30 protein-coding genes are annotated in these 25,747 nt (G+C 66.9%); 11 read left to right on the top strand and 19 right to left on the bottom strand.

Translation table 11 applies throughout. The features are described 5' to 3' along the window. Positions 1–3 precede the first annotated feature (3 nt). From CE453_RS17880 to CE453_RS17815, 14 genes are all read right to left on the bottom strand, one after another. Complete coding sequence (locus CE453_RS17880; protein WP_089175808.1) at positions 4–894, bottom strand: ABC transporter permease; 891 nt, start codon at positions 892–894, stop codon at positions 4–6. Positions 895–1,059: 165 nt separating this feature from the next. Further along, positions 1,060–2,106 carry an ABC transporter substrate-binding protein gene (locus CE453_RS17875; protein ID WP_089175807.1) on the bottom strand — a complete coding sequence of 349 codons (1,047 nt, stop codon included), beginning with the start codon at positions 2,104–2,106 and terminating at the stop codon, positions 1,060–1,062. Between the two features lie 36 nt (positions 2,107–2,142). Continuing rightward, complete coding sequence (locus tag CE453_RS17870) at positions 2,143–3,201, bottom strand: ABC transporter ATP-binding protein (RefSeq protein WP_089175806.1); 1,059 nt, start codon at positions 3,199–3,201, stop codon at positions 2,143–2,145. Between the two features lie 39 nt (positions 3,202–3,240). Continuing rightward, a complete protein-coding gene (locus CE453_RS17865) occupies positions 3,241–4,056 on the bottom strand; it encodes an ABC transporter permease (protein ID WP_198302138.1) in 816 nt (271 codons plus the stop codon). Between the two features lie 159 nt (positions 4,057–4,215). Beyond that, on the bottom strand, positions 4,216–5,451 hold the full coding sequence (locus tag CE453_RS17860; protein WP_089175805.1) for a metal-dependent hydrolase family protein: 1,236 nt from the start codon (positions 5,449–5,451) through the stop codon (positions 4,216–4,218). 91 nt (positions 5,452–5,542) lie between these two features. Continuing rightward, positions 5,543–6,778, bottom strand: a complete 1,236-nt coding sequence (locus CE453_RS17855; protein ID WP_089175804.1) for a metal-dependent hydrolase family protein — start codon at positions 6,776–6,778, stop codon at positions 5,543–5,545. Between the two features lie 40 nt (positions 6,779–6,818). Further along, positions 6,819–7,307, bottom strand: a complete 489-nt coding sequence (locus CE453_RS17850) for a GAF domain-containing protein (protein ID WP_089175803.1) — start codon at positions 7,305–7,307, stop codon at positions 6,819–6,821. Positions 7,308–7,322: 15 nt separating this feature from the next. Next, positions 7,323–8,234: a branched-chain amino acid ABC transporter permease gene (locus tag CE453_RS17845; protein ID WP_089175802.1), complete on the bottom strand. Its 912-nt coding sequence runs from the start codon at positions 8,232–8,234 to the stop codon at positions 7,323–7,325. Then, positions 8,234–9,097 carry a branched-chain amino acid ABC transporter permease gene (locus CE453_RS17840; protein WP_248307774.1) on the bottom strand — a complete coding sequence of 288 codons (864 nt, stop codon included), beginning with the start codon at positions 9,095–9,097 and terminating at the stop codon, positions 8,234–8,236. The genes CE453_RS17845 and CE453_RS17840 overlap by 1 nt, the downstream gene beginning before the upstream one ends. Continuing rightward, positions 9,094–10,299 (bottom strand): ABC transporter substrate-binding protein, encoded by a 1,206-nt coding sequence (locus tag CE453_RS17835; protein ID WP_089175801.1) that lies wholly within the window; start codon positions 10,297–10,299, stop codon positions 9,094–9,096. The genes CE453_RS17840 and CE453_RS17835 overlap by 4 nt, the downstream gene beginning before the upstream one ends. A 44-nt stretch (positions 10,300–10,343) precedes the next feature. Then, on the bottom strand, positions 10,344–11,066 hold the full coding sequence (locus tag CE453_RS17830; RefSeq protein WP_248307773.1) for an ABC transporter ATP-binding protein: 723 nt from the start codon (positions 11,064–11,066) through the stop codon (positions 10,344–10,346). Beyond that, positions 11,063–11,827, bottom strand: a complete 765-nt coding sequence (locus CE453_RS17825) for an ABC transporter ATP-binding protein (RefSeq protein ID WP_089175800.1) — start codon at positions 11,825–11,827, stop codon at positions 11,063–11,065. Before CE453_RS17825 ends, CE453_RS17830 begins: the two co-directional genes overlap by 4 nt. Continuing rightward, on the bottom strand, positions 11,824–12,480 hold the full coding sequence (locus CE453_RS17820) for a TetR/AcrR family transcriptional regulator (protein WP_089175799.1): 657 nt from the start codon (positions 12,478–12,480) through the stop codon (positions 11,824–11,826). Before CE453_RS17820 ends, CE453_RS17825 begins: the two co-directional genes overlap by 4 nt. Before the next feature lie 109 nt (positions 12,481–12,589). Further along, positions 12,590–13,522 carry a LysR family transcriptional regulator gene (locus CE453_RS17815; protein ID WP_089175798.1) on the bottom strand — a complete coding sequence of 311 codons (933 nt, stop codon included), beginning with the start codon at positions 13,520–13,522 and terminating at the stop codon, positions 12,590–12,592. 129 nt (positions 13,523–13,651) lie between these two features. On the opposite strand from CE453_RS17815, the gene gstA reads away from it, so the two are divergent. From gstA to CE453_RS17780, 7 genes are all read left to right on the top strand, one after another. Next, positions 13,652–14,278 (top strand): glutathione transferase GstA, encoded by a 627-nt coding sequence (gene gstA, locus CE453_RS17810; protein ID WP_089175797.1) that lies wholly within the window; start codon positions 13,652–13,654, stop codon positions 14,276–14,278. A 7-nt stretch (positions 14,279–14,285) separates the two neighbouring features. After that, positions 14,286–14,615, top strand: coding sequence for a DMT family transporter (locus CE453_RS17805; protein ID WP_089175796.1), 330 nt, complete (start codon positions 14,286–14,288; stop codon positions 14,613–14,615). A gap of 109 nt (positions 14,616–14,724) precedes the next feature. Next, positions 14,725–15,285 (top strand): 2'-5' RNA ligase family protein, encoded by a 561-nt coding sequence (locus CE453_RS17800; protein WP_157733090.1) that lies wholly within the window; start codon positions 14,725–14,727, stop codon positions 15,283–15,285. 114 nt (positions 15,286–15,399) lie between these two features. Beyond that, positions 15,400–16,107, top strand: a complete 708-nt coding sequence (locus CE453_RS17795) for a glutathione S-transferase N-terminal domain-containing protein (protein ID WP_089175794.1) — start codon at positions 15,400–15,402, stop codon at positions 16,105–16,107. Between the two features lie 12 nt (positions 16,108–16,119). Then, positions 16,120–16,476, top strand: coding sequence for an ArsC family reductase (locus CE453_RS17790; RefSeq protein ID WP_089175793.1), 357 nt, complete (start codon positions 16,120–16,122; stop codon positions 16,474–16,476). Between the two features lie 223 nt (positions 16,477–16,699). Further along, the gene (tgt, locus tag CE453_RS17785; protein ID WP_089175792.1) at positions 16,700–17,875 is read left to right on the top strand and encodes a tRNA guanosine(34) transglycosylase Tgt; all 1,176 of its coding nucleotides are present in this window, start codon (positions 16,700–16,702) and stop codon (positions 17,873–17,875) included. After that, positions 17,872–18,657, top strand: a complete 786-nt coding sequence (locus tag CE453_RS17780) for a hypothetical protein (protein WP_089175791.1) — start codon at positions 17,872–17,874, stop codon at positions 18,655–18,657. Before tgt ends, CE453_RS17780 begins: the two co-directional genes overlap by 4 nt. Here the strand turns inward: CE453_RS17780 and CE453_RS17775 are convergent. Then, complete coding sequence (locus CE453_RS17775; protein WP_198302137.1) at positions 18,571–19,533, bottom strand: DMT family transporter; 963 nt, start codon at positions 19,531–19,533, stop codon at positions 18,571–18,573. The genes CE453_RS17780 and CE453_RS17775 overlap by 87 nt on opposite strands. A 195-nt stretch (positions 19,534–19,728) precedes the next feature. On the opposite strand from CE453_RS17775, the gene CE453_RS17770 reads away from it, so the two are divergent. Further along, the gene (locus CE453_RS17770; RefSeq protein WP_089175789.1) at positions 19,729–20,379 is read left to right on the top strand and encodes a hypothetical protein; all 651 of its coding nucleotides are present in this window, start codon (positions 19,729–19,731) and stop codon (positions 20,377–20,379) included. A 38-nt stretch (positions 20,380–20,417) separates the two neighbouring features. Here CE453_RS17770 and eno read toward each other — a convergent pair whose 3' ends face one another. After that, complete coding sequence (gene eno, locus CE453_RS17765) at positions 20,418–21,701, bottom strand: phosphopyruvate hydratase (protein WP_089175788.1); 1,284 nt, start codon at positions 21,699–21,701, stop codon at positions 20,418–20,420. A gap of 181 nt (positions 21,702–21,882) precedes the next feature. Here eno and CE453_RS29475 point away from each other — a divergent pair, with 181 nt between their 5' ends. Next, positions 21,883–22,008: a hypothetical protein gene (locus CE453_RS29475; protein ID WP_282568759.1), complete on the top strand. Its 126-nt coding sequence runs from the start codon at positions 21,883–21,885 to the stop codon at positions 22,006–22,008. On the opposite strand, the gene CE453_RS17760 is transcribed toward CE453_RS29475, so the two are convergent. Continuing rightward, positions 22,009–22,242, bottom strand: coding sequence for a hypothetical protein (locus CE453_RS17760; protein ID WP_089175787.1), 234 nt, complete (start codon positions 22,240–22,242; stop codon positions 22,009–22,011). Between the two features lie 257 nt (positions 22,243–22,499). On the opposite strand from CE453_RS17760, the gene queF reads away from it, so the two are divergent. Then, positions 22,500–22,955 (top strand): preQ(1) synthase, encoded by a 456-nt coding sequence (gene queF, locus CE453_RS17755; RefSeq protein ID WP_089175786.1) that lies wholly within the window; start codon positions 22,500–22,502, stop codon positions 22,953–22,955. A gap of 48 nt (positions 22,956–23,003) precedes the next feature. Here the strand turns inward: queF and CE453_RS17750 are convergent, their stop codons facing one another. Beyond that, a complete protein-coding gene (locus CE453_RS17750; RefSeq protein ID WP_089175785.1) occupies positions 23,004–24,200 on the bottom strand; it encodes an MFS transporter in 1,197 nt (398 codons plus the stop codon). Beyond that, on the bottom strand, positions 24,193–25,062 hold the full coding sequence (kdsA, locus tag CE453_RS17745) for a 3-deoxy-8-phosphooctulonate synthase (protein WP_089175784.1): 870 nt from the start codon (positions 25,060–25,062) through the stop codon (positions 24,193–24,195). The genes CE453_RS17750 and kdsA overlap by 8 nt, the downstream gene beginning before the upstream one ends. A 324-nt stretch (positions 25,063–25,386) precedes the next feature. Here kdsA and clpS point away from each other — a divergent pair, with 324 nt between their 5' ends. Beyond that, positions 25,387–25,728 carry an ATP-dependent Clp protease adapter ClpS gene (gene clpS, locus CE453_RS17740; protein WP_089177978.1) on the top strand — a complete coding sequence of 114 codons (342 nt, stop codon included), beginning with the start codon at positions 25,387–25,389 and terminating at the stop codon, positions 25,726–25,728. Positions 25,729–25,747: the final 19 nt, after the last annotated feature.

The raw sequence follows: 25,747 nt of genomic DNA, 5'->3' as shown, positions 1-25,747 counted from the left end.
CGGTCAGCCAGCCGGCTCGTTCGATCTGTAGCGCCTCTGGACGATGAGATGCGCTCCCATCGTCAGCAGGAGGGTGGAAATCATCAGGATGAACGAAATGGCGCCGCCGAACGGCCAGTTGTTCTGCTGGGCGAACTGTCCGTAGACGAGCGGTCCCATCATCTGGAATTTCGGGCCGCCGAGCAGCACCGGAGTGGCGTAGGCGTTCATCGCCAGGATGAAGGTCAGGATCGTGCCGGCGAGGGTGCCGGGCAATGCCAGCGGCCAGAGCACCCGGCGGAACATCGCCGCAGGGTTGGCGCCGAGGCTGAAGGCAGCCTCCTCGACATTGCGCGGAATGCCCTCGATCACGCTCTGCAGCGTCAGCACCATGAAGGGCAGGTTGACGGCGCAGATGCCGATCAGCACGGCATTCTCGGTGTACATGATCTCCAGCGGCTGATCGATCAACCCGAGCCCCATCAGCGAGGCGTTGAACGCTCCCTTGCTGCCGAAGAGGGTCATCCAGCCGGCGGCGCGCACGGCGTTGCCGACGAAGAGCGGCAGCACCACAGCGATGACCAGCAGGTTCTTGAAGCGGCTCTGCGTCCGCGCCAGCACATAGGCGAGCGGGAAACCCATGACGAGGCAGGCCAGAGTGCAGATCACCGCCACGCGAACGGTACGGGCGAGCACGTTGAGGTAATAGGCGTCGGTGAAGAACTTGACATAGTTCTCGACGACCAGCGCATCGACCATGAACTGGCCGGGAACGAACTTGTTGAGCGAGTAGCGGAACAGGATCGCGAGCGGGCCGAGCAGCATCACGGCAACGAAGAGCGTCGCCGGAACGACCAGCAGGCCGGCGAGGTTGGTCCGCGCGCCGGCCACGGCTTCGGGAGCGGCCGCGCTCATGAGCCACGCCCCGGGGATACACCCCTGGCATCGTAGGACCGTTCGCCGGCGCGTGCCTGATGGCGCGGCTCTCGTGAACCGGTGTGCAACGGGCATCCACCCATGCGTACCGGAAGCGCGGAAAGCCGCGTCAGGCGGCGGCGATGGTCGAACGGGCGAGCCATGTCAGCCCTTGAAGACCTTGTCCCACCACTCCTTCATCGCCGCGTCGTTCTTGGCGAGGAAGGCGTAGTCGAGGTCCTTCAGGGTCTTCTCTTCCTCCGGCGTGAAGCCGATGCGCTTTTGCAGCGCCGGATCGATGTCGAGGCCCGAGACCGTGCCGTTGTAGCCCATGTCGACGGCGAAGGCCTCCTGCGGAGCCTTGGCGAGCATCGCATCCATATAGGCATAGGCATTGGCCTTGTTCGGCGCGTTCTTGGCGATGACGAAGCCCGAGACATAGGTCGGGATGCCCTCGATCGGGGAGACGGCCTCGCAGGGGATGCCGGCGTTCTGCCACTGGACGACGCGGGCCTTCCAGATCGCGCTGATGCCGATCTCCTCGTTCTTCATGGCGGCGGCGAAAGCCTCGTTGGTCGGATAGACGCGCCCGCCCGCCTTCTTCACCGCCAGCAGCACCTCCTTCGCCTTGTCGAGGTCGTTCATGTCCTTGCCGTCCGTCGCAGCCATTGAGGCGGCGATGAAGATCGACTGATACTGGATGTCGATGAAGCCGATCTTGGAGCCCCATTTCGGATCGAGCCAGTCCTTGAAGCCTTTCGGGGCAGGCGAGATCAGCTTGGGATTGTAGATGACGACATTGCCCGAATAGATGTGCCCCATGCCGTAGGGATATTTCATCGTCGGCAGCAGGTTCTTGGCGTTGGGCAGTTTGGCGTAGTCGATCGGCTCGAGCACGCCGGCCTCGTTCATCTCGAACATGTTGGCGGCGGAGAAGCCCTGGATGTCGACAGTGCCGCGCGGCAGGCGCTTCTCGGCGACCATCTTGGCCCGGCGCGGCGCGTCGCCGGCCTGGTCCTGCACTACCTCGATGCCCTTGGGCTTGAGGATCGGGTCCTCGATGTTCTTGGTCAGCAGCCGGGCATAGTCGCCACCCCAGGTGCCGACCACGACGCGGCCGCCGGATTGGGCGAAGGCTGGCGTGCCGGCCGCCGCAGCGAGCGCGGCGGCACCGGCTCCTTTCAGAAGGTCGCGCCTGTCGAATGCGGTCATGATCTTATCCCCTTTTGTCTGGACGCCGAACGGGGCTCACGCCCCGCGCGGATAGACGAGCCCGGCGTCTTCGGCCCAGCCTATCGTGATGGCCTCGCCCGGCTGCGGCTCGGCGAGCCCCGCCCGGTTCGGGATCTGCAGCAGCATGCGGCCATGCTCGTCGAGGGCGACCTGGATGTCGAGCGAGGCGCCGAGATAGGAGGCGTGCTCGACCTTCGCCGCGAAGCGGTTCGGCAGGCCGTCGGCCTCGCCACCGACCGCGATCCGCTCGGGCCGCAGAGCCAGCGTCGCGGGGCCGGGCTCGGAGGCGGCAGCACAGGCGATATCGAGCCCACCCATGGTCCTGAAGCGGCCGGGTGCGGTGACTTCGCCGTCGACGAAGGCGCTGCGCCCGATGAAACCGGCGACGAAGCGGTCGGCCGGCTTTTCATAGAGCTCGCGCTGGCTGCCGACCTGGCGCACCTTGCCTTTCTCCATCACGACGAGGCGGTCCGCCATGGTCAGCGCCTCCTCCTGGTCGTGCGTCACCATGATCGTGGTGAGGCCGAGCTTGCGCTGCAATTCGCGGATCTCGACGCGCACCTCCAGCCTGAGCTTGGCGTCGAGATTGGAGAGCGGCTCGTCGAGGAGGAGCACCTGCGGCTCCATCGCCAGGGCACGGGCGAGTGCGACGCGCTGCTGCTGGCCGCCGGAGAGCTGGCGCGGATAGCGCGTGTCGAAACCGTCGAGCCGGACGAGCCGCAGCGCCTCGGCCACGCGCGGGCCGCGTTCGGCTTGCGGGACCTTGTGCATCTCCAGGCCAAAAGCGACGTTCTGTGCCACGGTCATATGCGGGAACAGGGCATAGCTCTGGAAGACGAGGCCGCAATGCCGCTTCCAGGGCGGCAGGTCGGTGACGTCGCGCTCGCCGATGGTAATGCGGCCGGAGGTCGGTGCGATGAAGCCGGCGATCATGCGCAGCGTCGTCGTCTTGCCGCAGCCCGAGGGACCGAGCAGCACCAGGAACTCGCCGTCTGCAACCGCGATATCGACGTCGTCGACGGCGGTGAAGTCGCCATAGACCTTCTTCAGATGCGAGATCGAGAGACGTGCCATCGCTTAGAATCTTGCCATCGTTAGAATCTTGCCATCCGTTCACACCACCCGGCTCAGTTTGACATAGCGGTCGGTCACGATCATCGCGGCCCCGATCAGGACGATCTGGATGAGCGAGGCCGCCGCCACGGTCGGGTCGATCTTCCATTCGAGATATTGGAGGATGGCGATCGGCAGGGTCGTGCGACCGGGTCCGACCAGGAAGAGGCTCATCTCGAGATTGCCGAACGAGGTCACGAAGCCGAACAGCGCCGCCGCGACGATGCCGGGGCGGATGCTTGGCAGTGTCACGCGCCAGAAGGTCGTGAAGGGACCGGCACCCAGATTCTGGGCCGCCTCCTCGATGGAGCGGTCGAAGCCGGCCAGGCTCGCCGTCACCAGCCGCACGACCCAGGGAATCACGACGAGGCTGTGGGCGGCGATCAATCCGATCAGCGAGCCCATGACCGGGATCTCCGTCGCAACCTCGACCTCGATCTGGAAGACATAGGTTGCGGTGCCGAGCACGATGCCGGGCATCACCAGCGGCAGCAGCAGGAAGGTGCTGATGCCGGATCCCAGCGGGATGCGGTGGCGCACCAGGGCGAGACTCGCGGGTACGCCGAGGACGAGGCCGATCAGCGTCGCCGCGACCCCGACCTCCAGGCTGAGGATGAAGCCGTCGATGAAGGATTTGTTGTTCGCGGCAGCCGTGAACCACTGCAGCGAATAGCCTTCGGGCGGAAAGGACGGGATCTCCTGGCGGAAGAAGGCGAGCCAGGTGACGAAGATCAGCGGCAGCAGGATGAAGCCGAGCGAAAGCGCGGCCGCTCCGTTGAGCGCGTAGCGTCCGAGCCGCAGCGGACCCGCGCTCAACCGGTCGCTCCCGAGCAGCGGCGCGCGCCGGCTTCCCGATGCATCCTGTCCGACATGCAGGCCAAGACCGCTCCCTCGTTCGCGTGGGATTTTGCGATGCAACTTACAAACAGTGAAGCCCGGTTTTCTCTCAGGCTGCGCCCAGCCGATAGGCAGACCTCAATGCAGGGTGTTCTTGTGGAAGGTTCCTCCCTTCATGATCGCCGCCAGATGCCGTCCCTGCTCCTGGAACAGGCCGAGATCCTTCAGCGGGTCGCCATCGACGAGGATCAGGTCGGCGAAGGCTCCGGCCTGCAGCGTGCCCAGCTTGCCCTCCATGCGCAGGATCTGGGCACCCACCGTCGTCGCCGACCGGATGATCTCGATCGGCGAGAGCACCTCGCGGCGCAGCAGGAACTCGCGCGACTGCTCGCTCTGCAACTGGCCGAGCAGGTCCGAGCCAAAAGCGACCGGCACGCCGGCACGCTTGCAGATTTCCAGGGAGCGCAGGCCCCCATCGATGACGAGGTCGTTCTTCGCCAGCATATCGCTGGTCATGCCGAACTCGGCTGCGCGCTCCTTCATGGCGTAGTAGGCGATGAGGTTGGCGGTGAGGAACATCCCGTTCTCGGCCATCAGCCTGGCCGAGGCCTCATCGATCAGGTTGCCGTGCTCGATCGCGCGCACGCCGCATTGCGCCGCCCGCGTGATCGCCTCCGGCGTATAGGCATGGGCACAGACATAGCGGCCGAAGGCTTTCGCCTCCTCGACGGCGGCCTTCACCTCCTCGACGCTGAACTGCATCGAGTCGAGCGGGTCGTAGGGGCTGGCGACGCCGCCGGACATCATGATCTTGATGTGATCGGCACCCAGCCGCATCTGCTCGCGGGCCGATCGGCGCACCGAGGAGATGCCGTCCGAGATGTTCATCGTATAGGCCATGGCGTTGCAGCAATGGCAGCGCGCGCCGAAATCGGTGCGCCGGCGCGGATCGCTGTGCCCTCCGGTCGGGCCGATGGCCGCGCCGGCGATGAACAGGCGGGGGCCTGCGACGTCCCCCTTCTCGACCGCTTCCTTGATGCCCCAATCGGCGCCGCCGGTGTCGCGCACCGTGGTGAAGCCGCGGTCGAGCATACCCTTCATCAGCCTGACGGCGCGCGCCGTCATCAGCGTCAGCGGCATGCTCTCCAGGCTGCGGATATAAACCTCCGACAGGAAGACATGGACGTGGCTGTCGATCAGTCCCGGCATCAGAGTGCGCCCGCCACAGTCGACCACATCGGCCTTGGCGGATTTCAACGGCTTGTCCGAGAGCTCGCGGATCGTGTCGTCCGCGACCAGAAGTTCGTAGCCCGGGCGCAATTCGCCGAATTCAGGCTCCAGCAAGGTGAAGTTCTTGAAGTGCAGCGCCGTCATGATCCCTCTCCGAGCGTACGGACCGCCGGGGTGGTGTGGGCCCCGCCGGTATAAGATGCGGATTATCGGCTTCTGTCGATCCGGCGCCCGCTCAGCCCAGGCTGGCGCGCTTCATGAAGGCGCCGCCCTTCATGATCAGCGGGATGTGCCGGCCCTGACGGGTCAGCAGCGAGAGGTCCTTCAGCGGGTCGCCATCGACGACGATCAGGTCGGCATAGGCGCCAGCCGCGACCGTACCGATCAGGCCTTCCATCTTCAGGAGCTTCGCCGCGACATGGGTCGCCGAGGCGATGACCTCGTGCGCCGGCAGGGCGCGGCCGCGGATCACGAACTCCTCGGACTGGTACTTGTGCATCTCGCCGAGCAGGTCGCTGCCATAGGCCATGGTCAGGCCGGCCTTCTTCATGATGGCGAGCGATTCCATGCCGGCCGAGCGCACGACATCGACCTTGGCGACCGAATCCGGCGGGAAGCCGAGCTTCGGCCCATCCGAGACCAGCTTGTCGTATGTCACCAGCGTCGGCACCGCGACGGCGCCCTTCGAGGCGGCGAGCTTCGCCGTCTCGGCCTTGATCAGGTTGCAATGCTCCAGCGAATGCACGCCGGCCTCGACGCAGCGGCGGATGGCGTCGTCGGTATAGACATGGGCCGAGACATAGGTGCCGGCCATCTTCGCTTCCTCGACCACCGCCTCCAGCTCGCTCACCGAGAAGCCGAGGAAATGGATCGGGTCGGTCGGCGAGGCGCAGCCGCCATTGGCCATGATCTTGATGAAGTCGGCGCCGCCCTTCAGCTCCTCGCGCGCGGCACGGCGGACCTGGTCGACGCCGTCGCAGATGCGGCCGAGCGCGCCGAGGCGATGGCGCTCGATCACGCTCGGGCGGTCGTCATAGCGGCCGCGGAAATCGGCATGGCCGCCGGTCTGGCTCAGCGCCTTGCCGGAAATGACGAGGCGCGGCGTCGGAAAATCGCCTTCCTCTGTCGCCTGCTTCAGGCCGAAATCCGCGCCGCCGACGTCGCGCACGGTGGTGAAGCCGCGCATCAGCATGGCCCGCATGATCCCGAACGAGCGGGCAGTGACCAGCGAATCCGGCAGGCGGGCATTCGCGCCGAGATCGGCGACGCCGGCCACGACATGGACATGCGCGTCGATCAGGCCAGGCATCAGCGTCTTGCCCTTGAGATCGACGACCTTGGCCTTGGCCGAGGTCACGGATTTGCCGACCTCGCGGATGGTGCCGCCCTCGACGAGGACGCTGACGGGCGCACCCGCCTCCGGCGCCGAGCCGTCGACGATGCGGGCATTGGTGAACAGGATGGAAGCCACGGGCTTGTTCCTTCGGTCAGGATGCGTCGGGGAAGCGGGATCAGGCGGCCTTGTTGGCGGCACGCGCGGCGAGGAAGGCCGGCACCAGCAGCGGCGCCAGCCGCTCGACCGGCGCGACATGCTCCTCGCGGTAATGGTGCTCGGCCGCGAGCAGGTTGATCGTGCCGACGACCTTGCCGTCATAGATCGCGGGGATGTTGATGACGGAGCCGAGCCCCATGCTCTCGATCAATTCATGGTCGAAGAAGGCCCAGCGGATGCCGGCCTTGTCCTTGCCGAGATAGGGCTGGCGCCCGTCGAGCACATGCTTGCCCCAAGGCGTTGGCCCCATCGTCTTGCGGCCGGATACCGGATACTCGGTCGGCCGGTTGGAATAGATGCGCGCGACCTCCTGCCCGTCGACATAGAGCAGCGTGAACAATTCATGCCCGACGAGGCGGCGGGTGATGTCCTCGAAGGCCTTGAACACCGTGTCGGGCTGGCCGGGCTCCTTGATGAGGGCGGAGAGGGTGGCGAGATCGTCGGACATGGGCAGGCCTTCGGTTTAGGCGGCGGTCGGAGGGACCGGCGCCTTCGGGATGCGCTCGGGCAGGATGCCCTGCGGCTTGAGATGCAGGACGAGGATGAGGGCGATGCCGATCAGCATTTCGCGCGTGGCGGCGAGCTGGACCGGTTGCAGCCCCGGCACCCATTCGGTGACGAAGCGCGTCGCCTCCAGGAAGATCACGACGAGATAGGCGCCGAGCACGGCCCCGCTTGGACGCCCGACGCCGCCGGCGGTGACGGCGAGGAAGATGTAGATCGTGATCAGCGGCTGGAAATGGTCCGGCGAGACATAGGACTGGAAATGCGCGTAGAGCGCGCCCGCCAGCGCCGCGATCGCCGCCGAGAGCGCGAAGGCCTGGAGCTTGAAGCGCAGCACCGGCTTGCCAGCGAAGGCCGCGAGCTGCTGGTCCTCGCGGATCGCCTTGAGTGCCCGGCCATAGGGCGAGGCGTCGAGCCGGCGCAGCAGCGCCCAGACGATCACCAGCACCAGCGTGGCGAGGCCGAGATAGAAATACGCGAAGTTCTGCGTGCCGAGTTCCGCCTTGAGCGGCGCCTTGATGCCGGAAATGCCGTCCGAGCCGTTGGTCAGCCAGCGCTCGTTCAGCGCGACGAGGCGGATGACCTCGGCGAAGCCGAGCGTGACGATGGCGAGATAGTCCTCGCGCAACCTGAGCGTCGCGAAGGTGACGACGAGGCCGACCGCGGCGCCGACGAGGAGCGCCGCCCCCCAGCCGATCAGCACGGGCGCGCCAGCCCCCGTCGCCAAGGCTGAGGCGTAGGCACCGACCGCGAAGAAGCCGGCGAGGCCGAGATTGACGAGGCCGGCGCTGCCCCAGATCAGATTCAGGCTGAGCGCGAGCAGGCCGTAGATGGCGCAGAGCGTCAGGGTGAAGATCAGATAGGACAGCATCAGGCGGCCCTTTCCCCGAGGAGGCCGCGCGGCCGGAAAGTGAGCATCAGCAGGATCGCGACGAAGCCGACGCCGGTTCGGTAAGTCGCGGGCACGATGAGCAGCGCGAGTTCCTCGGCGATCCCCAGCATCAGTGCGCCAGCGACCGCGCCGGGGATCGAGCCGAGCCCGCCGAGCACGGCCGCGGCGAAGACCGAGAGCAGTACGCGATAACCGGTCAGCGGGTCGATCGAGGTATCCAAACCGATCAGCACGCCGCCGACGCCGGTCAGCCCCGCGCCGAGGAAGAGCGTGACGATCGCGATCTTCGCAGGGTCGATGCCCTTGAGCCGGGCGAGGTCGGGATTGTCGGCGACGGCGCGCATCGCCTTGCCGAAGCGGGTATAGCGCAGGAACAGGAACATCGCCGCCATGATCGCGACGGCGAGCAGCAGGCTCTGGAGCTGCTGCGGGCCGATGCGCAGGTCGCCGAAGCGCATGTCGCGCGCGATCGGCAGGTCGTAGCCGCGCATCTCGTTGCCGAAGATGAAGCGGACGATGTTCTCCAGCACGAGATTGAGCGCGATCGAGGCGATGGCCACGATCAGCGCGCCGTTATTGCGCAGGCGCTTCAGCGAAGTCTCTTCCGCGACGACACCGACGAAGCCCGTCACCGCGAAGGCGACGAGGAGCGCCGCCGGTATCGGCAGCCCCATCGCGACATTCGCCCACCAGGCGGCGAAGGCTCCGATGGTGGCATAGGCCGCGATGGCGAAATTCGGATAGCGCAGCACCGCGAAGATGGCTGAGAAGCCGATGGCCGGAACGGCGATCAGCGCCCCGGTCATCAGCCCGTTGACGAGCGCCTGCAACAACTGGCTCACGCGATCTTCACCAGCGTCAGCTTGCCGCCCTGGACCTGCTCGTAGCGGAACTGGCAATCGGCGATGTCGCCGGTCTCGGTGAAGTCGCAGGGGCCGCTGGCGCCGTCATAGTCGACCGGCTGCTTGGCGGCGATCGCCTTGAGCCCGTCCAGCGCGTTGTCGATCTTGGCGCCGCCCTGCGCCTGGCTGACCTTGCGGACCGCATCCTTGATCGCGCTCCCGGAGGTGTCGCCGGCCAGAGCGATCGCCATCAGGATCAGGTTGATCTGGTCATAGACCTGGGTGGTGTACGGATCGGGCGAGGCGACGCCGATCATCTTGACCAGACGCGCATAAGCCTTCGAGCCCTCGGCCGGCGAGGGGGCGATGGTGAAGGTCTTGTCGACCACCTCGGCCGGCACGCTCTCGACCAGCTTCTGGTTGACCGCATAGCCGAACGCCACCTTCAGTCCGCCATAGCCGGCGCGATAGGCGTCCTTCAGCATCACCGCCGTGTCGGGGGTGTAGCCGCCGAAGATGATCGCATCGGGCTTGAAGCGCAGCACCTCGTCGATCTCGCTGCGATAGGCCGGCTTCTTGTCGTCATAGACCAGCGAGCCGGTCTCGCCGCCGGCCTTCTTCACGGCCTCGGTGATGTTGTCGAACTGGCTTTTGAAGAAGGGCGTCTGCGGCGAGAGGAAGAAGACGCGCTTGGCCTTCTCGGCGACGCAGAACTCGCCGAACTTGCGGCCCTGCAGGGTCGTGTTCGGCTGGGTGCGGATCAGGTAGCCCTGATGCGGCAGCAAGGTAATCGAATCGGCGCCCGAGACGGTCGCGAGGAAGGTCTTCGATTCCCAGCAGAGCGGCGCCACGGCGGTCGTCACCGCGGACGACCAGGTGCCGAGGATGGCCGAGACCTTGTCGACATCGATCAGCTTGCGGGCGGCGCGTACGCCGGCTTCCGGGTTGGTCTGGTCGTCTTCAGAGATCAGCTCGATCTTGCGGCCGAGCACGCCGCCGGCGGCATTGACCTCGTCGACCACGGCCTTGACCGCCTTGACCATGACCGGGCCATAGGGGCCGCCCGCACCGGTGAGCGGCGTCAGCGTGCCGATCCGGATTGGCGCGCCCTGGGCGAGCGCGCGGCCGGGCAGGGCGGAGAGGCTGGCGAGCGCGGCGGCGCCAGCAAGCAGCGTGCGGCGGTCGGTCGTGAACTCGGTCATGGTATTCCCCTGTTGTCTTGTTGGTTTGCTGTCGTGTCGTCGCCCTAGCCGCCGAGGAAGAGCTGGCGGATTTCGGGGTCGGTGGCGAGCGCGGGCCCGGCGCCCTCGCGGCTGTTGCGGCCGGAGACCAGCACATAGCCGCGCGTCGAGATCTGCAGCGCTTCCAGCGCATGCTGCTCGACCATCAGGATCGGCAGGCCGCCCTCGTTGAGGGCGACGATGGCGTCGAACAATTCGTCGGCGGCCTTCGGCGAAAGCCCGGCCGTGGGCTCGTCGAGCAGCAGCAGGGCAGGGGCGTTCATTAGCCCCATCGCCATGGCGAGGATCTGGCGCTGGCCACCCGAGAGCGTGCGCGCCAGTGCCTTGCGCTTCTCGGCCAGCATCGGATAGCGCGCATACATTTGCTCGCTGCGCTCTCCGACCTTGCCAGGCTCCTGAAACCCGCTGATCTCCAGATTCTCGGCGACCGTCATCGCGCCGAAGACATTGCGCTCCTGCGGCACGAAGCCGATGCCGGCCCTGGCCCGGCCGAGTGCGTTCTCGCGGGTGACGTCGCCGCCCTTGAGCCTGATCGTGCCGTCGCGCGCCTGGACGAGGCCGGCGATGGTCTTGAGCAGCGTCGATTTGCCGGCGCCGTTCGGGCCGATGATCGAGACGATCTCGCCGGGCGCTACCCTGAGCGAGGTGCCCTTCAGAATCTGCTCGGCCGCGCCATAGCCGGCAACGACGCCATCGACGGCGAGCAATTCGCCCTGTGCCGCGCTCAATGACGCCTCCCGAGATAGGCTTCCTGCACGCGGGTATCGGCGGCGACCTCGTCGAACGACCCTTGCGTCAGCGTCTTGCCTTCGGCCATGACGATGACGGGCGCACAGAGCTTCCTGATCAGCCCCATATCGTGCTCGATCAGGCAGATCGTCAGCCCGTCGCGGTTGAGCGCGACGAGATGCTCGGCGATCTGCTCGGTCAGGCTCGGATTGACACCGGCCATCGGCTCGTCGAGCAGCAGGATCTTGGGCTCGGCCATCAGGGCACGGCCGATCTCGACCAGCTTCTTCTGGCCGCCGGAGAGGGCGGTGACGGGGTTGTCGAGCACATGGTCGAGCTTCAGGCGGCGGGCAATGCCGAAGGCCCGCTCGGACAACTCCGCTTCGCGACGCTTCGCCCCGCCCGTGCCGATCAGTCCCGCCAGCAGGCCCTCGCCCGGCTGGTCCGCCCCGTAGAGCATCAGGTGCTGGAAGACGCTGAGCTTGGGAAAGCCGCGCGCGAGCTGGAAGGAGCGAACCAGCCCCGCCGCGACGAGCTTCTCCGGCGGCATCCCGGCCGTCTCGGTCTCGCCGAGCCTGACCGAACCGGCATTCGGCTGGTAGAGCCCCGAGACCGCGTTGAACAGGGTCGACTTGCCGGCTCCGTTGGGCCCGATCAAGCCGGTGAAGGAGCCTTGGGGAACTGCGAAATCGACGCCGCGCAGCACCAGCACGCCGTAGAAGCCGAGCTTCAGCCCCTGAATGGTCAGTGCAGCCCTCATGCCGTCGCCGTCTTGCGCCGGCCGGATTGGGCGGCCGCTGGTTTCATCGGGAAATGCTGCCGCACCTGCTGCTTCCAGAAGCGTTGCAGGCCTTCGTAGTAGGCAGGGTCGTTCGGACGCAGCACGGTCTGGCTGATCATGCCGCGGAACAGGCACATCGTCGCGTTCATCACGGTGCGGGTATGGTCCGGATCGGTCCCCGCACGGGCCGCGAGCGCGGTCCAGATCGCGTCGAGCCCGGCGTGGAAATCCTTGACCATGGGGATGAGGTCGGCACGGAAGTCCGGGTTGTGGCGGGCTTCCGGCAGATATTCCATCGTCACGTAGAACAGCCGGTCGTCCATCATCCGCCAGATGTAGTCGACGATCTCGTCGCTGGAGCCGCCGCGCTCCACGAAATCCTCGGCGAAACGGTGCAGGTCCCGGGTCGTCTTACTCAGCAGGTCGGCAACCGAGGCGCTGATGATCGCCTCGCGGCTGGCGAAATGATGGGTCAGGGCGCCGCGGGAAACGCCGGCGACACGTGCGATCTCAGGGGTGGTGGTGCGGGCGAGGCCCCGGTCGTGCAGCAGGTCGATGGTCGCGTTCATCAGCCGCGCGGACGTCTCCGCACTGCGCTCCTTCTGCGATCGCCGCTTGCCGGTATTGCTCATTCAGGCCTCGCTTCCCTGACGATAGGGGAACGATGGTCGGTCACTTACAAACAGTCAAGTTTGTTTTGTAGTCACGTTCCAGATTGAAGCACCCGGCGGCGCGGCAGTCTCAAGGAGCCGGGATTTCTTTGTCCATCGGCTTGCGGCCTTCGAACAGGTCGCGCTCCTGCGCCAGCCCGCCACCGACGAGTTCGAAGAAGGCCCGCACGCGAGCCGTCGCCTTGAGGTCGGCATGGGTGACGATCCAGAGCTCGCCTTCCAGATCGGCGACCGGGCCGGGCAGGGCGCGTACGAGCCCATTGTCGCCGTCGCCGAGATAGCAGGGCAGGAGCGCCAGCCCCATGCCGGCCTTGGCCGCGATGAGCTGGTTCACCAGGCTGTTCGTCCGGTAGACGATCGCTTCGGATGGCACGCTCCGCGCCAGCCACTCGGCGGCGCGGATGCCGGCAGCCTCTTCCTCCCAGCCGATCACGGGCAAACGCCGCAGCGCCTCTGTCTCGTCGGTCGGAGCGCCATGGGCCGCGAGATGGCCCGGAGCGCCATAGAAGGCCCAGGCGATGCCGGCAAGCTTGCGGCCCCAGAGATCGCCCTCGCGCGGGCGGATCGGTCTGAGCGCGATATCGGCTTCGCGCCGTGATAGGCTGAGCACACGGTTGTCGATCACGAGCTCGACGACGATGCCGGGTTGCGTCTGCCGGAAGGCCGCAAGGTGTCCGGTCAGCCGGCTGTGGGCCAGCGTCTCCGAGGAGGTGACGCGCAAGCGCCCGCTGAGGCGGTGGTCGCGCCCGGTGATGTCGCGGTCGAGCGCATGCGCCTCCGCCTCCATCCGCTCGGCCGCCGCCGCCATCCGCGCCCCGGCCTCGGTCGACTGGTAGTGGCCGGCGGGCAGGCGCTCGAACAACCTGACGGCAAGCTGGCTCTCCAGCGCCTTCAATCGCCGGAAGGCGGTCGAATGGTCGATGCCGAGCTGCAATGCCGCGGCGGTGAGGCTGCCGGTGCGTTGCACGGCGAGGATGAGGCGAAGCGCGTTCCAGTCGTCCATGGCTCGGCTCTAGCAGATGATCGGCTTGCGATCATGCAAGCGCGGCTGGCGATATGCCAACGGGCATTGTCAGGCTGCCGGGCCTAGCTTGTCGTCATTCGCCCCAAGCGGATTTCGAAAGGACGACCGATGAAGCTCTACTACGCCCCCGCCACCTGCTCGCTCTCGCCCCATATCGTGGCGCGTGAGGCCGGCATCCCGCTCGAGATCGAGCGCGTCGACATCCGCAAGACGCCCCATCTCACCGAGACGGGCCGGGATTACACCGCCATCAATCCCAACGCCTATGTCCCGGCCCTGGAGCTCGATGACGGCACGCTGCTGACCGAAGGTGCCGTCATCGTCCAGTATCTCGCCGATCTGAAGCCTGAGAGCGGTCTTGCTCCCGCGGCCGGCACGCGCGAGCGCCTGGTGCTGCAGAGCTGGTTGAACTTCATCGCGACCGAGCTGCACAAGAGCTTCAGCCCCTGGCTGTTCCACCCGGAATACGGCGCGCAGGCGCAGGACGTCGCGCGTGGCCGCATCGCCGAGCGGCTGGCCTATGTCGAGACGCATCTGGCGGCGAACGGCCCCTTCCTGCTCGGCACGGATTTCACCGTCGCGGATGCCTATCTCTTCACCATCGTGAGCTGGGCGGCCTTCACCAAGGTCGATCTCTCCGCCTTTCCGCATCTGCGCGATTATCTCGCCCGGATCGCTGCCCGCCCGGCCGTGCGCGCGGCGATGCAGGCCGAGGGGCTGAAGGTCGCGGCGTGAGGCTGCCATGAGCCAGGGGACCGCGTGGCTGCTCCTGGTGGTGTCGGGCTTGCTCGACGTCGCCTGGGCGGTCTCGATGAAATATGCCGAGGGCTATACGCGGCTGGGCTGGAGCCTCGTTTCGCTCATCCTGCTCGCGGCTTTCGTCTATCTGCTCGGGCGGGTGCTGGCGGTGCTGCCCGTCGGCAGCGCCTATGCGGTCTGGACCGGCATCGGTGCGGCCGGGACGGTGCTGCTCGGCATCCTGCTCTTCGGCGAGAGCCTGAGCCTCGCCCGCATAGGTGGCGTTATACTGGTGGTGCTGGGCATCGTCCTGCTCAAGGCGGCGCCGGCCTGAGAGAGCCATGGCCTCCCGCGCGTGCTGCGCGGGAGGCAGATTTACGTTTACGTATGTTCATGATTTGTTCTATGTTTCTCCTTCGACCATCCTTTCGAAGGAGGCGACCATGGAACGGAGTGTCTGGCTTCCCAAGACGGCGAACTACTTCTTCGCGTTGTTGCCCAATCCCGCGGCCGCAGCGGAGGCCGATCGCATCGCGCGCGTGCTGCGCAAATGGTTCGATCTGTCCGGCCGGCCGCGTGGCGCCGGCAAATACCATGTCACGCTCTGGGGCTGGCCCGAGCCCAGGGAGCCCGATTCCCACGAGCTTGCCTTGATGCATAACGTGGCCGGGCGCCTCAGGCAGAATGCCTTCAAGTTGAGGTTCGACGAGGTCGCGACCTTTGCCCAGGCGGCCGACACCCCGGCGCTCGTCATCACGGGCCAGGACGGCGTGATCGGAGCCTACCGGCTTCACGACACGCTCGATCGGGATCTGAGGTTGGGCGGCTTTCGCGGCAGGCGCTCGCGCTGCAACCCCCATCTCACGCTGCTCTACGACCGCTTCCGGACCAAGGCGTTTCACGTGCGGCCGTTGAGCTGGCGCGTGGCGGACTTCGCCCTGATCAGGAGCGTTCCGCGCCAGCCTTATGAAATCCTCGGCCGCTGGCCCTTGGCCAATCCCTGATCATGCAGCGCCGCAAACCCGCTTTGCGGCGCTGGTGCGGCTGCCCCGTTGCCTTGGGCGCGCCGGGCTCTATCGTTCGCCTCCGAAGCTCGCCCGATTCAACCGGAGCCCCTCATGGCCGATCTCTCCGCATTTCCGATCACCAAGCGCTGGCCCGCCAGCCATCCCGACCGCATCCAGCTCTATTCGTTGCCGACACCGAACGGCGTGAAGGTCTCGATCGCGCTGGAGGAGCTGGGGCTGCCCTATGAGCCGCATGCCATCGACATCGGCAAGAACGAGACCTGGGGCCCGGAATTCCTGTCGCTCAATCCGAACGGCAAGATCCCGGCGATCATCGACCCCAACGGCCCCGATGGAAAGCCGCTTGGACTGTGGGAATCGGGCGCGATCCTGCTCTATCTCGCCGAGAAGACCGGCAAGCTCCTGCCGAAGGATGCCGGCCTGCGCTACGAGACCATTCAGTGGGTGTTCTTCCAGATGGCGGCCATCGGCCCGATGTTCGGCCAGCTCGGCTTCTTCCACAAATTCGCTGGCCGCGAATACGAGGACAAGCGCCCGCGCGACCGCTACGCCAATGAGAGCAAGCGCCTTCTGGGGGTGCTGGAAGATCGGCTGGTGAACCGCACCTGGATCATGGGCGATGAATTCACCATCGCCGATATCGCGATCCTCGGCTGGGTGCGCAACCTCGTCGGCTTCTACGGCGCGGGCGAGCTCGTCGACTATGCCAGCCTGACGCATGTGCCGATCTGGCTGGAGCGCTGCCTGTCGCGTCCTGCCGTGCAGCGCGGCCTCGACATCCCGAAGCGCCCGGCCTGAGGAGCGACCGGCGTGGCTACGACGATCTATGGCATCAAGAACTGCGACACGGTGAAGAAGGCGCGCAACTGGCTCGACAGCCACGGCGCGGCCTATGCGTTCCACGACTACAAGGCAAGCGGGATCGACAAGGCCTCGCTCGAGCGCTGGGTCGGGGAGCATGGCTGGGAGACGGTGCTGAACCGCGCCGGCACCACTTTCCGCGCGCTACCCGACGCGCAGAAGCAGGGGCTCGATGCCGGGAAGGCGATCGCGCTGATGCTGGCTCAGCCCTCGATGATCAAGCGCCCGGTGCTCGATCTGGGCAAGGGCAAGACCATCGTCGGCTTCAAGCCGGAGATCTACGAAGCCGCGCTCGCGGGAAAGTAGCGCGCGCGTAAAGTCAAAGAGCGCGAGTCATCCCGGACAAGCCGCGCCAGCGGCGCCGATCCGGGATCCATGCCTGAAACTTTGCCGGAAACGCTCAGGCATGTATCCCGGGTCTCCCTTCTGTCGCCCGGGATGACCCGCATGTGGTGCCGAAAGCGCTGCATGACCCGCCTCCCGCGCGCGCCTCTTCCCTAAAGGCGCGCGCTGCTCTACCTCGCAGGGCATGACCGCATCGCTTCAGCCCGCGCAGCCCGACATCGCCGCGACTCCCGATTTCACTTTCCATGTCGCGGCCCGCGACGGCGCTGCGCGCACCGGCGCGATCAGCATGCCGCGCGGTGTCATCCGTACGCCGGCCTTCATGCCGGTCGGCACGGCCGCGACCGTGAAGGGCATGTATCCCGAGCAGGTGAGGGCGCTCGGCGCCGATGTCGTGCTCGGCAATACCTATCACCTGATGCTGCGCCCCGGCGCCGAGCGTGTCGCCAGGCTCGGCGGGCTGCACAAGTTCATGAACTGGCCGCACCCGATCCTGACGGATTCCGGCGGCTTCCAGGTGATGTCGCTGTCGCAGCTGAGGAAGCTGACCGAGGAAGGCGTGACCTTTCAGTCGCATATCGACGGCTCGAAGCATGTGCTCAGCCCCGAGCGTTCGGTCGAGATCCAGAACCTTCTCGGCTCCGACATCGTCATGCAGCTCGACGAATGCGTCGCGCTGCCCTGCGAGGACAAGGTCGCCGAGAAGGCGATGCAGCTCTCGCTGCGCTGGGCCGAGCGCTGCAAGGCGGCTTTCGGCCACCATCCCGGCCGGGCACTGTTCGGCATCGTCCAGGGCGGGGCGGTACCGCGTCTGCGGGTCGAGAGCGCGCAGGCGCTCGCTGCGATGGACCTGAAGGGCTACGCCGTCGGCGGGCTTGCGGTCGGCGAGCCACAGGAGATCATGCTGGCGATGATCGAGGCGGTCGAGCCGCATCTGCCGCAGGAGAAGCCGCGCTACCTGATGGGCGTCGGCACGCCGGACGATATCATCCAGTCGGTGGCGCGCGGCATCGACATGTTCGACTGCGTGATGCCGACGCGGGCCGGGCGCCACGGCCAGATCTTCACCCGCTTCGGCCGGATGAACCTGAAGAATGCCAAGCATGCCGAGGACCCGCGCCCGATCGACGAGCAATCCTCCTGCCCGGCGGCGAATAGCTGGTCGCGCGCCTATCTCCACCATCTGGTCAAGGCCGAGGAGATGCTCGGCAAGATGCTGCTGACCTGGGTCAATCTCGCCTATTACCAGGACCTGATGGCCGGCCTGCGCGCTGCCATCGCCGCCGGACGCCTCGCCGACTTCATCGCCGAGACGAGGGAGGGCTGGGCCCGGGGCGAGGATGGAGGCGCCCCCGCGTGACGGCGCTCGACCCCGGCCTGCTGCTCAAGATGGCGATCGCGGCCGCGGTGGTGGTCACCTGTTCGCTGCTTGCCGAGCGGAGCGGGCCGAAGATCGCGGCGATGATCGCGACCCTGCCGATTTCGCTCGGCCCCGTCCTGTTCTTCCTGTCGCTGGAGCACGAGCCGGCCTTCCTGGCCGAAAGCGCGCGCGGCACGATGAATGCCAACGTCGCCAATGCCGGCTTCGTGCTCGTCTATGTCTTCGCCGCACAGCGCTTCGCGACGCTGCCCTGCCTCGCCGCTGCGCTCGCTGCCTGGGTCGCCACGATGCTTGGCGTCCGCAGCCTGGGGCTGGCGGCGCTGCCTCTGACGGTGCTCGCCGTTGCCGCGCTCGCGGCCATCCACTATGCCGTGCGGTCCTATCTGGCGGTGCGGCCAGTCGCGCCACCGCGCCGGGCCTGGTTCGCTATACCGCTGCGGGCAGCCTGCGTCGCCGGCCTCGTCGGCGGCGTCACCGTCGCGAGCCATCATGTCGGTGCGAACTGGTCGGGCATTCTCGCCGGCGTGCCGTTGGTGCTGTCGAGCCTCGTGCTGATCCTGCAGCCGCGCATCGGCGGCCCCGCAACCGCCGCCCTGATCGGCAACGGCGCGCTCGGTCTGCTGGGAGTCGGTCTCGGCTTGGCGGCGCTCTATTTCGCGGCGGTGCCACTCGGTTCAGGAATTGCGTTGCTCATGGGGCTGATGGTCTCGGTCTGCTGGAACGCCAGCCTGCTCGGCCTGGCGCGCCGGCCGGCGCCATGACGCTACGAACAGCCCGCTGATGATCAGGCCGAAGCCGGCGAGCTGAAGCGGGCCGGGGATCTCGCCGAGCGCCGGGATGGCGAGCGTCGTGCCGGTGACTGGGATCAGCGGTGGAAAGCGGCCGACGACGGCCGCACCCAGCACATGCGCGGCCCAGCCCCAGAGCCACAAGCCCAGGATGACGTTGACGACGCCCTGATAGATCGCGTGCAGGACCAGCACCCACCAGGGCGCGATGTCGAAGCCGCGGAAGAAAAATAGGAAATAGAACGGCAGATAGGCGAGCGACAGAACCGACACGATGACTGCGCCCCTGAGGCCATTGACCTTCCAGAGCTGGATCAGGAGCGGGTAGAAGCCCCAGAGCAACCCGACGCCCAGAAAGCAGAGGTCGCCTCGCAGGGTCTCCGCCCCGGCGCCGCCGCTGCCGGCGAAGGCGAGGAAACCCAGGCCGCAGATCACGCCGATGATGCCGACCACCAGCGGGGCCGACAGCCGCGCGCCGAACAGCACGACGCTGCCGATGATGCCGATCACGGTCACCGTGCCGGGGCCGATCGTGGCACCATGGGCGGCCGGCGCCATCGTCAGGCCGGTGAGCATCAGGAAGGTCATCGGGAAGCCGCTCGTCACGGCGAGCCAGAAGCCGTGGTTCCAGCCGACGCCGCCGCAATTGGCAAAGCCGCCGGCGCGCAGGAAGAGCGGCAGCAGCAAAAGCCCTGCCGTCGCGAAGCGCAGCGCCAGCAAGTCATGCGCGCCGATGCCGTTGAGCACCGCGTGGCGGCTGATGACGAAGTTCGAGCCGAAGATCAGCACGCTGAGCAGCATGCCGGCGACTGCCAGCCGGCGCCGGCGGCGCTCCTTCTCCGTCGTCATGACAGGGTGGTCGACGCGCTGATCCATACCGATGACATAACGCGGATTGCTGCGCTGCCGTTACGTGCCATGGTGCATGGCACCCGCGCCTGAAAGGGCGAACCGCATTTGCGCCGCCTTTCAGCCCTTCTGACGCCCGAAGGCCGGGGCTTCCTCCCAATCCTGAAGGGGCTTGAACGATCCGGAGCGAGAGCGATGTCCAGCAACCGCTATCCCCCGCGGCCCGCAGCCATGGCAAAGCGGCTCGGCCAGCATCTCCTGCTGTCTCTGGGCGTGGCGACGGCTGCCACTCTGATCGCGACCTTGCCGGCCCTGCTGTCCGGCGCGCCGGTGGGGCACGGGGTTGCCCGCGCCGCCGCCGAGCCGCCGACCATGACGGCGCCGGCGTTGCTGCAGGACGGCAAGATCGTCGATCGGCTGGGCGGACCGGCGATCAGCGGAGATGAGGTTGTCTCGGCGAACCCGGCCGCGGTGCCGGCGGCTCTGGTGATGCCGATGTCGCTGAACTGGCCGGAAGGCAGCGCCTGGATGCCGCCGGCACAGCGCGTGGTGGTGGCGGGGGGGAAGCCGAGAGCAGGCGAGGGAGCCGTTGCTTCGTCGGTGCGGCGCAGTGCCCCTGTCCGCACGGATGTGGCAGCCGGGCCGCTCGTCATCCTGCCTCCGGCCGCCGCGACGGCTCTGGAAGCGCTGCCGGCCGCCGAGGCGTCCCGCGACGACGCCTGGAACCGCCTGGTGGCCCAACCGGCGACGAAGGTGGTGGATGTCGTCTCAGGCGCTGCCGACAGCGTGCAGGCCGCGAGCACCTGGGGCTGGTCCCGTGCGACGAACCTGCTGCCGCGCTGGTGAACGCGGCAGCGTGAGGGTCCCAGGACGATCCAGCCTGATCAAGCCAGCGCCTTCAATGCGGCACGGCCGGCATAGACCGCCTGCGCGCCGAGTTCCTCCTCGATGCGCAGCAACTGGTTGTACTTCGCCGTCCGGTCGGAGCGGGCGAGCGAGCCGGTCTTGATCTGCCCGCAATTGGTCGCGACCGCGAGGTCGGCGATGGTCGAATCCTCGGTCTCGCCCGAGCGGTGCGACATCACGGCGGTGTAGCCGGCGCGCTGCGCCATATCGACGGCGGCGAGCGTCTCGGTCAGCGAGCCGATCTGGTTGACCTTGACCAGGATCGAGTTCGCCGTCTTCGTCTTGATGCCGCGGGACAGGCGCTCGACATTGGTGACGAAGAGGTCGTCGCCGACGAGCTGGCACTTTGCTCCGATGAGATCGGTCAGCGCCTTCCAGCCCTCCCAGTCATCCTCGGCCATGCCGTCCTCGATCGAGACGATCGGGTAGTTGCCGACGAGCTTGGCGAGATACTTGGCCTGGGCCTTCGGGTCGCGCGTCTTGCGCTCACCCTCGTAGACGTAGGCGCCGTCCTTGAAGAACTCGGTCGCGGCGCAGTCGAGCGCCAGCGCGATGTCCTCGCCCGGGCGGTAGCCGGCAGTCTCGATCGCCTGCATCACGAAGTCGAGCGCGGCTTCGGCCGACTTGATGTTCGGGGCGAAGCCACCCTCGTCGCCGACATTGGTGTTGTGGCCGGCGTCGTGCAGCTTCTTCTTCAGCGTGTGGAAGATCTCCGAGCCCATGCGCAGCCCCTCCGCGAAGGAGGTCGCGCCGACCGGCATGATCATGAATTCCTGGAAGTCGATCGGGTTGTCGGCATGGGCGCCGCCATTGACGATGTTCATCATCGGCACGGGCAGGACGCGCGCCGACGTGCCGCCGACATAGCGGTAGAGCGGCAGGCCGGAGGCCTCGGCCGCGGCCTTGGCGACGGCGAGCGAGACGCCGAGGATCGCGTTGGCGCCGAGCTTCGACTTGTTCGGCGTGCCGTCGAGCTCGATCATGGTCTGGTCGATCGCGGTCTGGTCCTCGGCGTCCATGGCGACGATCGCCTCAGCGATGGCGACGTTCACCGCCTCGACGGCCTTGAGCACGCCCTTGCCGAGATAGCGCGACTTGTCGCCGTCGCGCAGTTCCACCGCCTCATGCGCGCCGGTCGAGGCGCCGGAGGGAACGGCAGCGCGGCCCATCGAGCCGTCCTCGAGCACGACATCGACCTCCACCGTCGGATTGCCGCGGGAATCGAGAATCTGGCGTCCGATGATGTCGATGATCGCGGTCATGGCAGGCTCCGGAAGGGGCGGGCGGGATGAATAGGGCGCTTCTACCCAACAGGCCGCGTCGCGGGAAGCCTCAATCGGTGCGATCGGCAAGAGAGCAGGGCGGCTGACCGGCGAGCGGGGTGGCGTGGCGCTTGCGGAACTCCTGGGCAGTTCCGGCGCTTCGCCTCATCGGGAAACAAGCATGTTCCAGAAAATGTCCGCTCCTCGTCGCCCCTCTCTCGCCGCTGTCCTGTTCTGGTGCGCGCTCACCATCGCCTGGTGGACCGGTCTGTGCCTCTATGCGGGTCGGCCGATCTGGTTCTGGTGATCACTCGTCCTCGTCGTCCGGCGTCGCCAGGTAGCCGCCGAGCAGGAAACCGCTCTGCAGCGCCAGCAGATAGCCGACCCAGACGAAGATGCTGAAGAGGCCGAGTTCGCCGCGGATCAACCACAGTGGGAAGAAGAAGACCGTCAGCGCTGCGCTGGCGACGACGATAGCCGGATAGCCGTAGGACAGGCCGATCAGAATCCCGAGCAGAAATAAAATGCCTGCAATTATCATAAAATTATCGGGATCTGATCCAGTGCATCGGTAATTTGCACTATGACGTTGCATGGTGCGTCGCAAGGATGCGTGTGGAAGATCGATAAATATTGAAATATTACATGAAGTAGAACCTGGCGCGGTCTTCAAACTCTCCTGGGCGGAGGAAATGGAGCGTCCATGGCCCCTCGTGAGGCCGGGCCAGTGCGCTGCCACGGACAGTTCCCACCATTGCGCAAGATGCTCTAGAAGCGGCGCAACCACAGGAGCATCCGATGTCCATCGACGCCTCGACCTTGCAACTCGGGCAGGCCAGCGCGCTGCCGGCCTCTCCGGAGGAAGCGCGCCTCGACCGCGTGCCCAATCCGCATGCCGGCACCAGCTATCTCGCCCGCTTCACCTGCCCGGAATTCACCTCGATCTGTCCCGTGACGGGTCAGCCCGATTTCGGCATCCTCGTCATCGACTATCTGCCGGGCCAGTGGCTGGTGGAGTCGAAGTCGCTCAAGCTCTATCTCGCCTCGTTCCGCAACCACGGCGCCTTCCACGAGGACTGCACCGTCGGCATCGGTAAGAAGCTGGTCGAACTGCTGGAGCCGGAGTGGTTCCGCATCGGCGGCTACTGGTATCCGCGCGGCGGCATTCCGATCGATGTGTTCTGGCAGACGGGCGAGCCGCCCAAGGGGCTCTGGTTGCCTGATCAGGGCGTCGCGCCCTATCGCGGGCGCTGAGGGCTGCCCCCCTTGAACGCGGCGGTTCCTGACCGCCGCGTTTTGGCTTCAGGTCCGCGAACCCAAGGGCGGCAGCAGCTTCGGTGTCAGCAGCCCGAGCAGGCCGATGCCGACGCCGAAGATCGCGAGGGCGCCCGAGGTGCCGAGCGCGTTCAGGAGCGTGCCCAGGACGAGCGGCCCGGTGGCGTGGCCCATGAAGAAGAAGCAGGCGAACAGCGCCATGGCCGAGCCGCGCGCCGTTGGCGCGAGTTCCGTCGCCTGGGCCTGGAAGGTGCCGTGCAGCAGGAAGAAGCCGAAGCCGATCAGCAGAAAGACACCGATGGCGCTCCACCAGGGGCCGGGGATGATGAACAGGCCATAGCCGACGCCCATGCCGATGCCGCCGAGCCGCATCATCTGCGACGGCCCGACACGCTGGACCAGGATGCGCGTCAGCACGCCATAGACCAGCCCGCCCAGCCCCATTGCGCCGATTGCGAGGCCGGCCTCCGAGGAGCCGACGCCGGAACGCTCGTGCAGGATCGCGGCGACGAAAGGCGGCAGACCGAAGACCATTGCCCCTTCCAGCATCACCAGAAGATAGAGCAGCTTGCTGCGCGGGTTGGCGAAGACGGCGCGATAGCTTCCCAGCGCTCCCGCGAGGCTGAGCGGCGGCCGGTCGGCGTTTGGGCGCGGCTTCAGGACGAGCCGCACGAGCACGGCGCCGCCGATCGCCAGCAGAGCCGCCGTGCCGAGCACGGCGCGCCAGCCGATATGGTCGGCGACGACGCCCGAGAAGGCGGCTCCCGCCATCTGGCCGATGATCATGATGACGAGGAAGCGCCCAAGCATGATCTGGCGCTCGGCCATCGGAGCGCGATCGCCGATCGCCGCCATCGCCGCCGGGATGACGCCGCCGGCCATCACGCCGCCGAGGGCGCGCAAGACCAGCAGCACCCAGAAATCGGTGGCGAAGGCGGCAAGCGCCGAGAGCACGCCGAGCAGGGCCAGGCAGGTCGAGATGCTGCGCAGCTTGCCGACCGCATCGGCAATCGGCCCGAGGAAGGGCTGCCCGAGGGCGTAGCAGCCCGAAAAGGCCGTCACCAGGAAGGCGATCTGATGGACGCTCTGGCCGAATTCGGCCGCGAGCGTCGGCACCAGCGGGTCGATCAGCCGCATGGTGAAGGTCGAGGCGAAGCCGCAAAGCCCGAGGACCGGGATCAGCGCGCCGAGATTGTCTCCGGCCGCGGCCTTCGGTTCAGACATAGGCGACGTTGGGTGCCGGATTGCCCTTGGCGAGACGATCGAAGGCCTGCAGCTCGGCGATCAGGCCCTGGAATTCGGCGAGCGGCACCATGTTGGGGCCGTCGGACGGAGCCTTGTCGGGATCGGGGTGGGTCTCGATGAAGACGCCGGCGACGCCGACCGCGACCGCGGCGCGGGACAGCACCGGCACGAATTCGCGCTGGCCGCCGGTGGAGGAGCCCTTGCCGCCCGGCTGCTGCACCGAATGGGTGGCGTCGAAGATCACCGGCGCGCCGATCTCGGCCATGATCGGCAGCGCCCGCATGTCGGTGACGAGCGTGTTGTAGCCGAAGGAGGCGCCGCGCTCGGTCAGCATCACGTTGGCATTGCCGCTCTCGGTCACCTTGGCGGCGACGTTGACCATGTCCCAGGGCGCCAGGAACTGGCCCTTCTTGACGTTCACGACACGGCCGGTCCTTGCCGCCGCGACGAGCAGGTCGGTCTGGCGGCAGAGGAAGGCGGGGATCTGCAGCACGTCGACCACTTCGGCGACGGGCGCGCACTGGTTCGCATCATGCACGTCGGTCAGCACGGGCAGGCCGGTGCGCTCGCGGATTTCGGCGAAGACGGGTAGTGCTGCTTCCAGCCCCATGCCGCGCGCACCTTTCACGCTGGTGCGGTTCGCCTTGTCGAAGGAGGTCTTGAAGACGAGCCCGACCTTCAGCGCCGAGGCGATCTCCTTGAGCGCCAGCGCACATTCGAGCGCGTGGTCGCGGCTCTCCATCTGGCAGGGGCCGGCGATCACGGACAGGGGCAAATGGTTCCCGAAGCGCACGGGCCGGGCGAGATCCTCGCCAATGGTGACGATGGCGTTCGGGGTCATGGCGGATCCTTCGCGGCAGGGCCTCGCGGCCGAGCCCTCGCGGTCAAGTCTTCGGGGCGGCTGCCGGGCATATGGCGGCTCGCCTGTCTCGGTCAAGTCGCGGCCCGTGCGGTGCAGAACTGTCCTGGCCGGAGCGCAACGGGCTGGCGAAGCGGGAACGAGGTCTGTAAATTCGATGGCGAGGTACTATCTTGGACGGGAACGCAGGATCGGTTGGATACGGCGCGGGCGGATATGATCGAGGCAGGCCAGGGCACAGCGATGCGGATCGGAATGGCGCCGGAGATATCGGCACACCCGTATGGCATCGCGACGACGATCGGCATGGCTGATCGTCCAAAGCGGGCCGGGCCGCCGGCCGACGGCGGCAAGGAGGGCACGGGCACGGCGGTGCTGACCCGCACCCGCACGCGCAAGCCCAATCTCTACCGTGTCCTGCTTTTGAATGACGACTACACCCCCATGGAGTTCGTCGTTCATGTCCTGGAGCGGTTCTTCAACAAGGATCGCGCCGAAGCGACGCGGATCATGATGCATGTGCATCAGAACGGCGTCGGCGAATGCGGTGTCTTCACCTATGAGGTCGCCGAAACCAAGGTCACTCTCGTCATGGATCTGGCGCGCAAGCACATGCACCCGCTGCAATGCGTGATGGAGAAAAAATAGCCTTGGGCCGTCACGAATA

The organism is Bosea sp. AS-1, assembly GCF_002220095.1.
Taxonomy (GTDB): Bacteria; Pseudomonadota; Alphaproteobacteria; order Rhizobiales; family Beijerinckiaceae; genus Allobosea.
The sequence above is the reverse complement of the archived record's forward strand: the minus strand, read 5'-3'. Positions and strand labels throughout refer to the sequence as shown.